The following is a 15881-nucleotide window of genomic DNA, read 5'->3' on the forward strand; positions in this document are numbered from 1 at the left end:
TCTCCTGAGGCAGCCTTTTCTTCTAAAATCCTTTGTTCATAGGATTTTTTTTCATGGATGTGGTAAAATGCTTGAAGAATGAATCTAACCAGATGGGGGAAAATGATGTGTGGTATTATCTTGCAGCATTTATAATCATTGCAATTGATCAGGTCACAAAATGGATCGTTGATAAACAAATGGCCCTATATGAAAGTATTCCTGTCATCGAAAATTTCTTTTACATAACTTCCCATCGTAATAAAGGCGCAGCGTGGGGGATTTTACAAGGACAAATGTGGTTTTTCTACATTGTAACAACGATTGTCGTCATTTTCGTGATTTACTATATGCAAAAACATGTAAAGGAGCACCCTCTTTTAGGATGGTCCTTAAGCCTGATTCTGGCTGGAGCGATAGGTAATTTTATCGATCGTATCTTTCGCCAGGAGGTCGTGGACTTTTTTGATTTCATTATTTTTGGCTACGACTACCCAATTTTTAATGTCGCAGATTCTTCACTCGTGGTTGGTGTCATCCTAATGTTAATCTACACCCTTTTTGAAGAACGGTTTAAAGGAGAGGCAAAGCAATGAGTGTACATTCTTACACAGTAACAGAGACAGAACAAGATGAACGTATTGACAAGATTTTAACGAAAATCAACGATAAGGTCTCCAGATCACAGGTGCAATCATGGGTAAAGGATCAGCTTGTGAAAGTCAATCATCAAAAGGTGAAAAGCAATTATAAATGTCAGGCAGGGGATGAGATTACCTGGACCATTCCTGAACCTGAACCGCTTGATATCAAGGCAGAGAATATTCCTATTGATATCGTCTATGAGGATGAGGATGTGCTGGTCGTTAATAAACCAAATGGCATGGTTGTCCATCCTTCTGCGGGTCATACAACCGGAACACTGGTCAATGCCGTTCTCTACCATTGTGATGATCTATCGGGAATTAATGGAGTGATGAGGCCGGGGATTGTCCATCGCATTGATAAGGACACGAGCGGACTGCTCATGGTGGCGAAAAATGACCAGGCTCATATGGGATTGGCAGATCAATTAGCAAAAAAAACCATTAAACGTAAATATGAAGCTATAATTCATGGAGTGCTGGAGCATGATATCGGTACAATCGATGCGCCGATTGGACGAGATCCAAATGACCGCCAAAGGATGGCTGTCGTGGATAAAGGGAAGGACGCCGTTACTCATTTTCACGTGCTGGACCGTTTTGCGGAATTTACTCATGTTGAATGTGAGCTGGAAACCGGGAGAACCCATCAAATACGGGTACATTTCAGATATATTGGTTACCCTCTGGCCGGTGATCCTAAATATGGTCCACGTAAAACATTGGATATCAATGGACAGGCTCTTCATGCAAGAAAACTTGGGTTTGAGCATCCGATAACGAAAGAATGGCTTGAGTTTCAAGCAGATCCACCTGATGACTTTCAGCAACTGTTGAAGGAATTAAGAATCCGTGGTTGACAGGTGCTGCGGATTCTGTAATAATTAATTTTGAAAATAATAAAGAACCTTTAAAATCAGTCCAGTGAGACTGAGAAGGTGGCGGATAAAAGGAACAGCAGGTAAAGTATGTTGACGTGAACCCTTTTGCCATCTTTGGCAAAAGGGTTTTTTTACGGAAAAATCCTTTATTCAGCTATTATGGTTCGGAAAAAGGAGGGGCAAATTGAATTTTAAAGCACAGTTACTCGATCAGGCTGCAATGGGCCGGGGACTAACCAGAATCGCTCATGAAATTCTCGAAAAAAACAAAGGTACGGATGGCTTAATTTTAGTCGGTATTAAAACGAGAGGCGCCCCGATTGCTTATCGTCTTGCAAAAAGGATACAGGACATTGAAGGAGCAAGTGTCCCGGTTGGTGAACTGGATATAACCTTTTACAGAGATGATTTAAGCAGGAAGGAAAACCTGGAAGAACCAGAACTAAAGGCTGCTCAGATTGAAGCAGATGTCAATAATAAGACGGTTGTTCTTGTCGATGATGTCCTTTTCACAGGTAGAACCGTGCGGGCCGCCATGGACGCTGTTATGGATCTTGGAAGGCCTCATCAAGTACAACTAGCCGTATTAGTGGATCGGGGTCATCGTGAACTGCCTATTCGTGCGGACTATGTCGGAAAAAATATTCCTACTTCAAAAGAAGAGGTCATTGTGGTTCATGTGGATGAGATTGATCAGGAAGATGAAGTAACGATTTATGATTAAGAGAATACGAACTGAATAACGAATGGAGGACCTTTAACTGAGTCCAGAGAGGCTACAGAAGGTCGCAAAAATGATTGGCGTAACTTATTTCAGGTTACGTATACCTCTTTGCGACTTGTGCAAAGAGGTTTTTTTAATGACAAAAAGGGAGAGTGTTTATATGAGTAATGAAAACATGGTTATGGGTGTAAGAGATATACCAAAGAAAAGCAGATGGTTCATATTAAGCCTGCAGCACTTATTTGCTATGTTTGGCGCTACAATTTTAGTGCCCCTTCTAACCGAAATGTCTCAATCGGCTGCTTTAGTTTCCAGTGGATTAGGAACATTGGCCTATCTATTTATCACGAAAGGAAGGATACCCGCTTATCTTGGTTCAAGCTTTGCCTTTATTACTCCTATAACACTGGCAGATGCTGCTTATGGAATGCCGGGAGTAATGGTGGGAAGCTTTCTGGCCGGCGTTGTTTATGGACTGATTTCAGTATTTATTCGTATACTCGGAACCAAATGGTTAATGAATATTTTACCTCCTGTTGTAGTCGGACCCATAATCATCGTCATTGGACTTGGTCTCGCTCCTACAGCCGTAGATATGGCCATGAATGTAAATGGTGAATACAGCTCTGCTCATTTTACAGTAGCACTTGTGGCATTAGGAATTACGATTTTAGCGACGATGTTTTTTAAAGGCTTCTTTGGCTTAATTCCGATTTTAATAGGAATTATTGGAGGATATGTATTCGCCCTGACTCAGGGAATTGTCAATACAGAGGCGTTAAGCCAGCATTGGAATGAATTGGTGAACAGTGGTTCGATTGCCGGATTTTTCGCAGCCTTCTTTCAAGTGCCTGACTTCACGGTACCATTTAAAGATTACAATCCATTAGAGGTTGTAAATGCAGGAATTTTCTGGATTATGGTTCCTATTGCTCTTGTGACAGTAGCGGAGCATATTGGAGATCAGATGGTGCTATCCAAAGTAGCCGGACGTAATTTTCTTGAAAAACCAGGGCTGCATCGCTCCATTATGGGAGATGGTGTGGCAACAATGATCGCTTCCTTCCTTGGAGGGCCACCAAATACCACTTACGGGGAAAATATCGGTGTCCTGGCAATAACACGCGTATTCAGTGTGTTTGTTATAGGGGGAGCGGCAGTTATTGCTATCTTTTTCGGTTTTACGACCAGTATTGTCCTTTTAATCGAATCCATTCCTTCTGCTGTAATGGGGGGAGTCTCCATTCTATTGTTTGGGATTATCGCTTCAAGCGGTCTTCGCATGTTAGTTGATAATCAAGTAGATTTGGGTGAAAAAAGAAACTTAATCATTTCTTCTGTAATCCTTGTCCTGGGAATTGGTGGAGCCTATATACAGGTAAATGAAAACCTGCAAATCGCAGGCATGGCTCTATCGGCGATTGTCGGAGTTTTATTAAACCTGGTATTACCAGGCAAAGAAAAGAGCTTTGGTAACGGAAATATGTTTGAAGCATCAGAAGAAATAACCACAGACAACGAAGCAGCTTAATTAGAAAAGCGGAGGCGACCGTTTAGGCCTGGGAGCCGCAGCTGGACAGAGAAAAGCGGAGGCGAGTGGTCAGGTCATGCGGGATAAGACGAAGACATGGAGTGGCATGGTTTTCGCCACGTAAGGGCTTTGGCTTATATCCGCCTTGACCTAGGAGCCGCAGCTGGACAATTAAAAGCAGATTACCGGAGTGTTGCATTTTTCCAGATTAGCATTGTACAATAGGTTTCAGAAAATAGATAAAAGGCTGTGATGTTGTGAAAATATCAAAATGGGCCTGGCTCATGATTGGAAATGCAGCACTCGGACTCATTACGTGTTACCTTTATATTTTGTTCTGGGTCGCCTTTTCCATGGGGGACACAGAAACGATTCTCTCCTGGAAAGCGAGTACAAGCTTTTTGACTGGAGTGCTCCTTTTTGCAGTATGGAACTATTTTATGATCCGTAACCATGATCGAAAATATTGGGGGCACAGTGCTTTTACTTATCTGGCTACGATTCTGCTATTTATTCTACTGTTTCAGACTATTTAACATCCTTTTGGCCTATTAAAAAAACGAGCATACCCAATGAGGTTATGCTCGTTTTTTTCATTTATTTTTCATCAAACGTGAAATTATGTCTGACTTCTTTTCATCTGATTAACCTTTCGCTCATCAGGGGTAACATAAACGGTCTTCTGATTGTCATAGATAACATATCCGGGTTTGGCACCAGATGGCTTACGCACATGCTTAACCTGTGTATAATCAATCGGAACGGTAGAAGACATTTTTGATTTGCTGTAAAAAGCGGCAAGTTCAGCTGCCTCTTCAATGGTCTCCTGGCTTGGATTTTGCGTTCGAATAACGACATGGGATCCAGGTATATCCTTCGCGTGCAGCCATATTTCGTCTTTATTGGCCAGTCGATTCGTTAAATATTCATTTTGTTTATTGTTGCGTCCGACTAGAATGAGTGTACCATCTGCAGCCTCGTATTCATCCAGTTGGGGCTTCTGGTTTTGCTTTTTCTTAGACTTCTTAGCTTTTTTCCTGATATAGCCCTGCTCCTGCAGTTCCTCACGTATTTCCTCTAAATCTTGTTCCCGTGCAGTTTCTAACTGCTGCATTAACTGCTCTAAATATTGAATTTCATCCTTGGCCCTGTCAATTTCCGTGGTCACAACCTGTTTTGATTTCTTCAGTTTCTGATAGGTCTGGAATAGACTTTGTGCATTTTCACTTGGTGTTTTATTCGGATTCAGTTCAATTTCCAGTTCTGATTGGTCCGGATCGTAGTAATCAACCACCTTAACGACTGTATCCCCTGTTTTAACAAGGTGCATATTCGCTGTTAATAACTCCCCGAGCTTCTGATATTGCTCAGCCTTTTCAGCTTTTTTTAACGTCTGCTGATGTTTTTTAATTTTACGTTTGTTTTTGTCCCGCTCATTTTTCAGCAGTCGGTAAATATCCGCTGTCTGCTGTTTGACCCGGTCCCGTTCAGCTTTTCCACGATAGTAGGCATCCAGCATTTCGCTGACAGAAGAAAAGGTGATTCGTTCGTTTGGAAGCGAATCAAGTATAAATACATAAAATTGTTCTTTGCCGCCCTGATAAACGGCAGGTGTGTAGTTGTGTTCCCTTAAATCCTTTTGGAACCTTTCAAAAACCTCCTGATACTTTTGGGTGGAACCCAGGTGAGCGCGGTGCTGTAATTCCTTGGCTATTAATGGAGAAATCCCCATTAAAGTATGAACCATTTGCTGATCCAGCTTTCCTTTATTAAAATCCAGTTTTTTTATAAATCTTTCACCGTCTATTTCTAAGGGGTGCAGTTTATTCTGCTCAGGAGGAAAAACATACGGCTGTCCTGGTAATATAGTACGATGACGGTTCTGAGCAGGTGAAATATGCTTCATGCTGTCTAAAATCACATTTTTTTCGTCATCCACCAGCATGATATTGCTATGTTTTCCCATAATTTCCACCATAAGAGTTTTGCTCGTAATATCCCCGATTTCATCCTTACTGTAAATTCGAAAGGCAATTATACGCTCCATGTTTTTTTGCTCAATCTTCTCAATAAATCCACCAGCCAGATACTTTCTTAAAAGCATACAGAACATTGGTGGCTCCTTAGGATTGGTCAGGGATTCACTGGTTAAATGTATACGGGCGTAGCTTGGGTGTACAGACAGGAGAAGCTTATGATTTTCTCCGTGGCTACGCACAGTCATCACTAATTCAGTGCTTGTTGGCTGATAAATTTTCAGTATTCGGCCGCTCGTTAGCTTCGTTGATAATTCATCAACAACGGCTCGTGTTACAACTCCATCAAATGACATCTTCATCACCTCATATCATACAAAGTATAGCATTTTTTAAGGCTTGTCTGAATAGATATACACAAGAAGCTCGGTATGGGGGTAATAACCGTGAAGTGGTATACGAAAAATCAAAGAGAAATAGAAGAGCAGTTACAGACAAATGCAGGCCATGGGTTATCGGAAAAACAAGCGGAGGAGCGTTTAAGACAACACGGCGAAAATGAAATTGCTGAACAGGTGTCAGTATCCAGAATCTATTTGTTTGTCCAGCAGTTTAAAGATTTTATGGTGCTTGTTTTACTTGGAGCAACTCTGATCTCTGGTTTGTTGGGCGAATATATCGATGCTATTGCCATTATGGCCATTGTTCTACTAAATGGTCTTTTAGGCTATTTTCAGGAGCAGAAGGCTGAAAAATCGATGGCAAAATTAAAAGAATTATCCGCTCCGGTTGTCACGGTATTACAAGATGGCGTCTGGGTCAATAAAACAAGTCGTGAACTTGTCCCCGGGGACATTGTAAAAGTGAAAACAGGTGACAGAATCAGTGCGGATCTTCGTTTGCTGGATGTAAATGCACTTGAGATAGAGGAATCCGTTTTAACCGGGGAATCGATTCCTGCGGTTAAGAATGAACAGCCTATTCCAAAAGAAAATGTTGAGCTTGGCGATCAGCACAATATGGCCTTTTCCGGTACATTAGTCACCAGAGGAAGTGGGACCGGAGTGGTTGTAGCCACTGGAATGTCAACCGCCATGGGACAGATTGCTTCAATGCTGTCTTCCACAGAGCGAATACCAACACCTCTCGAAAGAAAGCTTGAAGAACTAGGGAAGATCCTCATTGTCGGTGCCATTCTATTAACTGTTGCTGTCGCCCTATTAGGAATTTATCAGGGACACCCAATCTATGAAATGTTTCTAGCGGGCGTATCCTTAGCTGTTGCTGCTATCCCTGAAGGACTTCCGGCTATTGTAACGGTTGCTCTGTCCTTAGGTGTGCAGCGGATGATTAAGCGAAAAGCTGTAGTTCGCAAGCTGTCAGCGGTCGAAACCCTGGGGTCAGCCTCCGTTGTCTGCTCAGATAAAACGGGAACTCTGACCCAGAATCAAATGACTGTGCAACAGATATATGTACCAAAGCAGCACTATTTTGTTACAGGACAGGGCTATCATCCTAAGGGAAAGTTTTACCTCAATCGAAAGAAAATCGATCCATTAAGCACGAGCGCTTTGAGTCAAATACTGAAAAACACCCTTTTATGCAGCCATGCTGAAATTTTGAAAACCAATGGCCGTTTTCAAATTGATGGGGATCCTACTGAAGGTGCACTGGTGGTTGCGGCAGAAAAAGCAGGTTTATCCCGACAAAATCTGCAGGGGTTGAACGTGATTCATGAGATTCCGTTTGATTCGGCCAGGAAGCGTATGACGGTTGTTGTAAAAGACGAAAAAGGGAAACGGTTTGTTATTTCTAAAGGGGCTCCTGATGTATTGCTGAAACGGACAAGCTGGATACAGGAAGGCAGTGAAAGACGCCCCTTTACACCTAAAAAAGAAAAGCATATTCATCACATGATGGAAAGAATGACGAATGAAGCCTTACGGACAATTGCTGTCTGTGTTAAAGAACTGGACCCTTCAGAAAACGAAAAGGACTTTCAACTGGAAAATCATTTAACCTTTGCAGGATTATTTGGTTTGATGGATCCACCACGGGAGGAAGCAGCAGAGGCAATTGAAACCTGCCGACAAGCTGGTGTAAAAACGGTGATGATCACCGGCGATCACGTAAATACGGCACAGGCTATTGCCCGACAGCTGAAGCTGCTTCCTCCTCATGGAAAAGTTTTAGGTGGGTACCAATTAAGTCAAATGACCGATGAGGAACTGGAAGCCATCATTCCTGAGGTGTATGTCTTTGCCCGTGTTTCCCCTGAGCATAAATTAAGAATTGTAAAAGCCTTTCAAAATCGTGGTCATGTTGTAGCCATGACAGGGGATGGAGTCAATGATGCCCCTGCCATAAAAGCCAGCGATATTGGAATAAGTATGGGAAAAGGCGGGACAGATGTCACCAAGGAAGCCTCCTCATTAATTTTAATGGACGATCATTTTGCGACCATAAAATCTGCTATTGAAGAAGGACGAAATATTTATGAAAATATCAGGAAATTTATCCGATATCTGTTAGCTTCCAATGTAGGAGAAATTCTGGTGATGCTGTTTGCCATGATGCTAGCTATGCCTCTCCCATTAGTTCCAGTACAAATTCTTTGGGTAAATTTAGTTACAGATGGACTGCCTGCACTCGCCTTAGGTCTGGACCAGCCTGAAAAAGATGTAATGAAACGTCCACCTCGAAGCCAGAAGGAAAGTGTATTCGCCAGAGGACTGGGTTTTAAAATTGTAAGCAGAGGATTTTTAATTGGTCTGGTCACATTGATAGCCTTTATCTTTACCTATCAAAAAAGTCCTGATCATTTAGCCTACGCCCAGACGGTAGCCTTTGTCACATTAGTAATGGCCCAGCTTATTCATGTATTTGATTGCCGATCGGATTATTCGGTCTTCTCACGCAATCCATTGGGAAATCTTTCTCTGGTAGGAGCAGTGATTTCCTCGATTCTGCTATTACTGGTTGTTGTGTATTTTGAACCTCTACAGCCAATTTTTCATACAGTAGAGTTGCCTCTGACCGAATGGATTTATATTCTGGCATTAAGCGCTATACCAACGTTTATCTGGATGCCTTCAGGGAAGGAAAAAAATCATTCGATTCATGTCTGAAACGGTGTATTTTGACAAATTTATTAGAAATTCCAAGTAAATCATGATAAAATAATGTATATCGTAGCAATTATCCTATAATTGGTAAGAGAAATGGAAGTGAGAAGTCTTGGTTAAGAGTATGACAGGCTACGGTAGAGAAATCGCAGCAATAGGGGAAACAAGAATTACAGTAGAAGTGCGCACTGTTAATCATCGTTTTTTAGACCTGTCAATTAAAATGCCAAAGATGCTTCTGTATATTGAAGAGAAAATTAAGGAACAGGCCAGATCATTCTTTACACGTGGACGGATTGATGTCATGGTGACGATAGAAGGGGAAGGTCTGGTTAACGAACCATTAACATTGATTGGGATCTATTAGATCAATATATTGAGAAGTTGTCCTCCATACAGAATCATTATCAGCTGTCCGGATCTGTTCGTGTACAGGATATTCTGAAGCTTGAGGATGCGTTTTCTATTGTGGAACAGGAAAATACCAGTAGTGATTTTGAAGATGTATTACTCCGCACCTGTTATACTGCCTGCAAAAAAGCCTTGGAAATGAGAGAACATGAAGGGAACGCTCTCTTTAATGATCTAAAGCAGCGCATTCATTTTGTACAGACGGTCGTGCAAAAGCTGGAGAAACAACGGGACATCATTATGGAAGAATATCGTCAGCGCATTCGCCAGAGAATTGAAGAGTATATGAATGAAGAGCTTTATGAGGAGCGCAGAATGATGCAGGAGGTGGCCTTACTGGCTGAAAAGGGGGATATTACAGAAGAAGTTACAAGGCTTTTCAGTCATATCCATCAATTTGTGTCAACGTTGGAGCAGGATGATGAATCAATTGGAAGGAAGCTTGATTTTATTGTCCAGGAAATGCATCGGGAGGTTAACACGATAGGCTCCAAATCAAATGACGGTGATTTGTCAGAATGGGTTGTAAGTATCAAAAGTGAAGTCGAAAAGCTTAAAGAACAAATCCAGAATGTTGAATAAACCCAAAAAATCCTGTATATTTTGAAGAAAAGCGGAGGCGACTGTTCAGGTCTGGAGGTATAAGGCGAAGACATGTAGTGGCATGTTTTTGCCACGTAATGGCTTTGGCTTATATCCGCAAAGGCCTGGGAGCCGCAGCTGGACAAAGAATAGCGGAGGCGACCGGCACTTTATTACATAATAAATGTTGCGATAAGAGACAGAAAAGCGTAAATTAGAGGAGGAACCATACTTGAGTTTAAAATTAATTAATATTGGCTTTGGGAATGTTGTATCAGCAAATCGGATTATTTCCATTGTTTCACCAGAATCAGCGCCTATTAAGCGTATTATAACGGTTGCAAGAGACAATAATAAATTGATAGATGCTACATATGGAAGACGTACACGTGCAGTCATCGTTGCAGATAGTGATCATGTTATCCTTTCTGCAGTTCAACCAGAAACAGTTGGTCAACGTGTCATTAGTAATGATGACATGTCGGATGAAGGCTAGGAGGCAATATTGTGATTGAGAATAAAGGTATACTTTTTGTTTTATCTGGCCCATCAGGAGTCGGAAAAGGCACAGTAAGAAAAGCATTATTTGATCAGGCAACAGATTTGCAATATTCGATTTCTGTTACAACACGTAAGCCAAGAAATGGGGAAAAACACGGAGTTGACTACTTCTTTCATGAAAAAGATGAAGTAGAGAAAATGATTGAAGAGAGTAAGCTGCTTGAGTGGGCAGAATATGTCGGAAATTATTATGGAACTCCAAGAGAATACGTGGAACAGACACTTGAATCAGGTAAGGATGTATTCCTCGAAATCGAAGTTCAGGGTGCTCTGCAAGTAAAAGAAAATTTTCCAGAGGGAGTCTTTATTTTCCTGTTCCCGCCTAGTCTCGATGAGCTAAAAAATCGTATTGTAAACAGAGGCACAGAAACAGAGGACCTGGTTCGAAATCGGCTGTTAGCTGCTAAAGAAGAAATTGAAATGATGGAAGCCTATGATTATGTAGTGGTTAATGATACAGTAAGTCATGCTGTAGAAAAAATAAATTCCATTGTTCAGGCAGAACATTGTAAAAGAGAAAGAATTGCCGAAGAATATAAAAAAGCATTGGAGAGTGATATAGAATGATGTTGGAACCATCTGTTGATGAATTGCTTGAAAAAATCAATTCGAAATATGCATTAGTTATTCTGTCGGCTAAACGTGCAAGAGAACTACAATTCACGGATGATCCGATGATTGATGATGTGAAATCCAATAAATTAGTCGGGACTGCTTTGGAAGAAATTCGTGCCGAAAAACTTGAAACGGCTAATCATGACTATGAATAATCACCTATGATTAATTGAAATAACAACCTTAACAGGGTTGTTATTTTTTGCACTTAATGACACCATTTTGTTCATGGTCTTCTCTATTAAAGGGTTAAGGAAAGAGGGGAATGAAGGATGTTAAAAGGAAAAAAGGTCGTATTAGGAGTATCAGGAGGCATTGCCGCTTATAAGGCATGTGCACTGACAAGTAAGCTTGTCCAGAGAGGAGCCATCGTAAAGGTTATAATGACCAATCATGCGACTCAATTTGTCAGTCCCCTGACATTTCAGGCTTTATCCAGGCAGCCGGTTTATACGGACACCTTTGATGAAAAGGATCCGGAAAAAATTGCTCACATCGATTTGGCAGATTGGGCCGATTTATTTATTCTTGCTCCAGCAACAGCAAATGTGATCGGAAAAGCTGCAAATGGAATAGCAGATGATATGCTGACAACGACGCTGCTTGCTACAGAAGCAACCGTGTATGTAGCTCCGGCGATGAATGTTCATATGTATGCCCACCCAGCTGTTCAGAAGAATATGCAGACCTTACATGATTTTGGTTATCAGTTTATCGAACCTGGCGAAGGTTTTCTTGCGTGTGGTTATGTAGGCAAAGGCAGGCTGGAAGAACCTGAATCAATCCTTGACGTTATTGAAGAGCATATAGGGACAAAAGAATCCTCTTCTTATTATAATGGCAAACACATATTAGTCACAGCCGGCCCTACACGGGAATCGATTGATCCTGTCCGCTTTTTTACCAATCATTCTTCAGGAAAAATGGGCTACGCGATTGCCGAAACTGCTGCAAAACTGGGTGCGAGCGTTACCTTAATTTCCGGACCATCCAATCTGGGAGTACCGAATGGAGTCAGTCGAATGGAAGTTGAGAGCGCCCGGGATATGTATCATGAAGTATTCCGCCATTATGATAAGGCTGATATTATTATTAAAGCAGCCGCAGTTGCAGATTACCGGCCTAAGGAAACCTTTGATCAAAAAATGAAAAAGCAGGAGGGTTCGCTCGTCATTGAACTAGAGCGGACAGAGGATATTTTAAAAGCTTTAGGGGAGAAAAAACAAAAGCACCAATACTTAGTTGGGTTTGCCGCCGAAACATCAAATGTGATTCAATATGGCAGGGAAAAGCTCGAAAGAAAAAATCTGGATGCCATTGTCGTTAACGATGTCAGTCAGGAGAATGCCGGTTTTTCAGCTGATACAAATGAAGCAGCTTTTATTTCAAAGACAGGAAAACAGCAAAAGCTGTCACTAAACTCAAAAGTTAAAATTGCTCAACAGCTATTTTCTCTAATTGAGGAAGACTTAAAGGGAGGAGAACAGTGAAAATTGCAAGTGTAATTGTTGATGTCCCTTCCATGGCTATTGATCATGTGTTTGATTATCGAATTCCTGATCGATATAAAGACAGCCTGGAAGAGGGGATGAGGGTAATTATTCCTTTTGGACCGAGAAAGGTCATGGGCTTTGTTATTGAAATCAAAACGAATACAGAAGTGAAAGAATTAAAAGAAATCGACGAAGTTCTGGATTACACACCTGTTCTGACTCAGGAACTTTTACAACTGGGGACATGGATTGCCAATCGGACTTTAAGCTTCCAGATAACCTCTTTACAAGTGATGCTCCCTCAGATACTGAAGGCTAAATATAAAAAAGAATTGTGGCTGCTAGCTGAGGAGGAAGAGCTGTCGGAAACTTTACAGATACTATTTGCCGGGCGGGTTATGGTCACGTTTGAGGAGATAGAGGAGAGGAACATCCCTTATATTAAAATTCGCACTGCAATCAAAGATGGTTTGGCTGAGGTCAGATATGTCGTCAAAAGTAAAGAAACCAGAAAGAAAATGACCTGGGCAGAACCGGTGGATGCCTTTCAGTTAGAGGAAGGCTTCATGGAAACTTCCAATCAGGCCAAAAAACAGAAAGCCATTATCGGATTTTTTCTTGAGAATCCTGAGCCCATTCTTTTAAAGCAATTGTTAACAAAGCTCCATACAACTCGGTCCACCGTTCAATCATTAGTCAGTCGGGGTTTGATCCGCTTATATGAAAAAGAAGTTTATCGGGATCCCTATGAAAATCGTAATTTTGAAAGAACCGAACCTTTACCTTTAACAGAGGAACAAGCGAAAGCGATAAAACCCATTCATCAGACGATGGATCATCATGAGCATGAAGTTTTCCTGCTCCATGGTGTTACAGGAAGCGGAAAGACTGAAATTTATCTGCAGTCTATTCAGAATGCATTAGACAAAGGACAGGAAGCGATCGTGCTGGTGCCGGAAATATCCTTAACCCCTCAAATGGTACAGCGCTTTAAAGGACGATTTGGCTCAGACGTAGCTGTGATGCATAGTGGGTTATCCGCTGGAGAAAAATTTGATGAGTGGCGGAAAGTTCAGCGTAAGGAAGTCCGTGTCGTCGTAGGGGCCAGGTCCGCTATCTTTGCTCCTTTTGAAAATCTGGGTATTATTATCATTGATGAAGAGCATGAAAACAGCTATAAACAGGACGATACCCCTCGCTATCATGCACGTGATATAGCGATTTTCCGGGGAGAGTATCACCATTGCCCTGTTATTCTCGGAAGTGCGACGCCAACTCTGGAATCTTTTGCACGAGCGAAAAAGGGCGTTTATCATTTGCTTACATTGTCGAAACGGATGAACAATCAAAGCATGCCAGAGGTTGAAATTGTAGATATGCGGGACGAACTTCACCAGGGTAATCGTTCCATGTTTTCCTTTCCATTACAGGAACGTATTCGTGAGCGTTTAGAGCGAAAAGAACAAATTGTCCTGCTTTTAAATCGCAGAGGGTATTCAACCTTCGTCATCTGCCGGGATTGTGGGACGACCATTCAGTGTCCCCATTGTGATATTTCTCTAACCTATCATAGGAAGCAGGAGAGATTAAAATGCCATTATTGCTCCTATGAAATTCCTATGCCACAGGTGTGTCCGGAATGCGGAAGTGACTCTATCCGCTATTTTGGTACAGGAACTCAGAAAGTGGAGGAATCCCTTCAGCAGACATTCCCGGAAGCCGGTATCATTAGAATGGATGTGGATACCACACGGAGAAAGGGCTCCCATGAAAAATTATTAAATCAATTCAGGGAGAGAAAAGCGGATATTTTATTGGGGACGCAAATGATAGCAAAAGGACTTGATTTTAGTAATGTTACATTAGTAGGCGTGCTTGCTGCTGATTCCATGTTACATATTCCGGACTTTCGCTCAGCTGAAAAAACCTTTCAATTATTAACACAGGTTAGTGGCAGAGCCGGCCGTCATGAATTACCAGGTGAGGTGGTCGTTCAATCTTACACACCGGATCATTACAGTATTGAACTGGCAAGTCAGTATCAATTTGAACCCTTTTTTCAATATGAAATGAAAATGAGAAAAAGATTTAAATATCCACCCTATTATTTTCTGGCTTTAGTAACGATTTCCCATCCCAATCATGCTTATGCCGTTCAAGTTACGCAGAAAATTGTAAAATCCTTACACGAGATGAGTATGAACCGTACACAGATTATGGGGCCCACGCCATCCCCTATTACAAGGATTAAAAATAGATATCGCTATCAATGCATGATAAAATACAAAAATGAACCAAATCTGTATGAGAATATGAAGAAAATTATCCAGCAATATGAAAAAGAAATTCAGACAAAGGATTTACAAATATCTGTTGACTTTCAACCAACGCAAATGATGTAAAAGGAGTGACCCAAATGACAAAACGTATCGTATTTATGGGGACCCCGGACTTTGCCGTTCCTGTCCTGCAATCCATTATCCAAGCGGGCTATGAAGTGGCTGCAGTCGTTACCCAGCCAGATCGGCCCAAGGGGAGAAAGCGTGTATTAACCCCACCACCAGTAAAGGCTGAAGCCGAGAAGCATAATATTCCTGTCATACAGCCGGAGAAAATCAAACATGAATATGACAAGGTGCTTGAATACCGTCCGGACCTTATTGTCACAGCTGCCTTTGGTCAGATTCTGCCTAAGGAATTACTTGATGAGCCCGAGTATGGATGTATTAATGTACACGCTTCTTTACTTCCGGAATTAAGAGGTGGTGCGCCCATTCACTATGCAATTTTACAGGGCAAACATGAAACAGGAGTCACCATTATGTATATGGTAGAGGCCCTGGATGCAGGTGATATGTTAGCGAAAGTCAGGGTTCCTATTGATGAAAAAGATCATGTCGGCTCTTTGCATAACAAACTGGCTGACGCCGGTGCCAGACTCTTAATTGAAACCTTGCCTGAAATCTTTAATCGCTCCATTGAACCTGAAAAACAGAATCATGAACAGGCCACATTTGCTTATAATATTAAACGAGAACAGGAAAGAATAAACTGGAATCAGTCACAGGAAGAAGTCTATAACCATATTCGCGGTCTCCATCCCTGGCCAGTGGCATCGACTACGCTTAACGGAAAAAACGTAAAAATCTGGTGGGGGGAAAAGATTGAAAGCACCTTTCAGGAAACACCCGGTACGATAAGTGAATTGGATGATGACGGGTTTACAGTCGTATGCGGGGATCAAAAAGGAATTCGCATTACAGATCTTCAGCCCTCAGGCAAAAAACGAATGAATGCTGAGTCCTTTTTACGTGGTGCAGGAAGTAATCTTACTAAAGGAGACAGGTTAGGAGAGTAAC

The 15881-nt window shown here is 41.6% G+C and carries 15 protein-coding genes; 14 read left to right on the forward strand and 1 reads right to left on the reverse strand.

Features of this window, described 5'->3' with window-relative positions; all coding sequences use genetic code 11:
• Nucleotides 1–53: 53 nt before the first annotated feature.
• The 5 genes from lspA to ACZ5OK_RS08085 all read left to right on the forward strand — a co-directional run bounded on the left by lspA (nt 54) and on the right by ACZ5OK_RS08085 (nt 4295).
• The gene (gene lspA, locus ACZ5OK_RS08065; protein WP_343840964.1) at nt 54–575 is read left to right on the forward strand and encodes a signal peptidase II; all 522 of its coding nucleotides are present in this window, start codon (nt 54–56) and stop codon (nt 573–575) included.
• Entirely contained in the window at nt 572–1483 is a 912-nt protein-coding gene (locus ACZ5OK_RS08070) for an RluA family pseudouridine synthase (RefSeq protein ID WP_343840967.1), read from the forward strand. Before lspA ends, ACZ5OK_RS08070 begins: the two co-directional genes overlap by 4 nt.
• 205 nt (nt 1484–1688) lie before the next feature.
• On the forward strand, nt 1689–2228 hold the full coding sequence (gene pyrR / locus ACZ5OK_RS08075; protein ID WP_343840970.1) for a bifunctional pyr operon transcriptional regulator/uracil phosphoribosyltransferase PyrR: 540 nt from the start codon (nt 1689–1691) through the stop codon (nt 2226–2228).
• A gap of 160 nt (nt 2229–2388) precedes the next feature.
• On the forward strand, nt 2389–3759 hold the full coding sequence (locus ACZ5OK_RS08080) for a solute carrier family 23 protein (RefSeq protein ID WP_343840973.1): 1371 nt from the start codon (nt 2389–2391) through the stop codon (nt 3757–3759).
• A 284-nt stretch (nt 3760–4043) separates the two neighbouring features.
• On the forward strand, nt 4044–4295 hold the full coding sequence (locus ACZ5OK_RS08085) for a hypothetical protein (RefSeq protein WP_464758676.1): 252 nt from the start codon (nt 4044–4046) through the stop codon (nt 4293–4295).
• A gap of 83 nt (nt 4296–4378) precedes the next feature.
• Here ACZ5OK_RS08085 and ACZ5OK_RS08090 read toward each other — a convergent pair whose 3' ends face one another.
• Entirely contained in the window at nt 4379–6091 is a 1713-nt protein-coding gene (locus ACZ5OK_RS08090) for an Rqc2 family fibronectin-binding protein (protein WP_343840977.1), read from the reverse strand.
• Between the two features lie 90 nt (nt 6092–6181).
• Here ACZ5OK_RS08090 and ACZ5OK_RS08095 point away from each other — a divergent pair, with 90 nt between their 5' ends.
• From ACZ5OK_RS08095 to fmt, 9 genes are all read left to right on the forward strand, one after another.
• Nucleotides 6182–8863, forward strand: a complete 2682-nt coding sequence (locus ACZ5OK_RS08095; RefSeq protein WP_343840979.1) for a calcium-translocating P-type ATPase, SERCA-type — start codon at nt 6182–6184, stop codon at nt 8861–8863.
• A 121-nt stretch (nt 8864–8984) separates the two neighbouring features.
• Nucleotides 8985–9227: a YicC/YloC family endoribonuclease gene (locus ACZ5OK_RS08100; protein WP_343840982.1), complete on the forward strand. Its 243-nt coding sequence runs from the start codon at nt 8985–8987 to the stop codon at nt 9225–9227.
• Nucleotides 9228–9244: 17 nt separating this feature from the next.
• The gene (locus ACZ5OK_RS08105) at nt 9245–9853 is read left to right on the forward strand and encodes a YicC/YloC family endoribonuclease (protein WP_343840985.1); all 609 of its coding nucleotides are present in this window, start codon (nt 9245–9247) and stop codon (nt 9851–9853) included.
• Nucleotides 9854–10085: 232 nt separating this feature from the next.
• Nucleotides 10086–10349, forward strand: a complete 264-nt coding sequence (remA, locus tag ACZ5OK_RS08110) for an extracellular matrix/biofilm regulator RemA (protein WP_093136413.1) — start codon at nt 10086–10088, stop codon at nt 10347–10349.
• Between the two features lie 11 nt (nt 10350–10360).
• Nucleotides 10361–10981: a guanylate kinase gene (gene gmk / locus ACZ5OK_RS08115; protein WP_343840989.1), complete on the forward strand. Its 621-nt coding sequence runs from the start codon at nt 10361–10363 to the stop codon at nt 10979–10981.
• Nucleotides 10978–11184, forward strand: a complete 207-nt coding sequence (gene rpoZ / locus ACZ5OK_RS08120) for a DNA-directed RNA polymerase subunit omega (protein WP_343840991.1) — start codon at nt 10978–10980, stop codon at nt 11182–11184. Before gmk ends, rpoZ begins: the two co-directional genes overlap by 4 nt.
• 117 nt (nt 11185–11301) lie before the next feature.
• A complete protein-coding gene (gene coaBC / locus ACZ5OK_RS08125) occupies nt 11302–12519 on the forward strand; it encodes a bifunctional phosphopantothenoylcysteine decarboxylase/phosphopantothenate--cysteine ligase CoaBC (RefSeq protein WP_343840993.1) in 1218 nt (405 codons plus the stop codon).
• Nucleotides 12516–14924 carry a primosomal protein N' gene (gene priA / locus ACZ5OK_RS08130; protein WP_343840996.1) on the forward strand — a complete coding sequence of 803 codons (2409 nt, stop codon included), beginning with the start codon at nt 12516–12518 and terminating at the stop codon, nt 14922–14924. Before coaBC ends, priA begins: the two co-directional genes overlap by 4 nt.
• A gap of 14 nt (nt 14925–14938) precedes the next feature.
• Nucleotides 14939–15880 (forward strand): methionyl-tRNA formyltransferase, encoded by a 942-nt coding sequence (fmt, locus tag ACZ5OK_RS08135; RefSeq protein WP_343840999.1) that lies wholly within the window; start codon nt 14939–14941, stop codon nt 15878–15880.
• Nucleotide 15881: the final 1 nt, after the last annotated feature.

This window comes from Salinibacillus aidingensis (assembly GCF_055393355.1).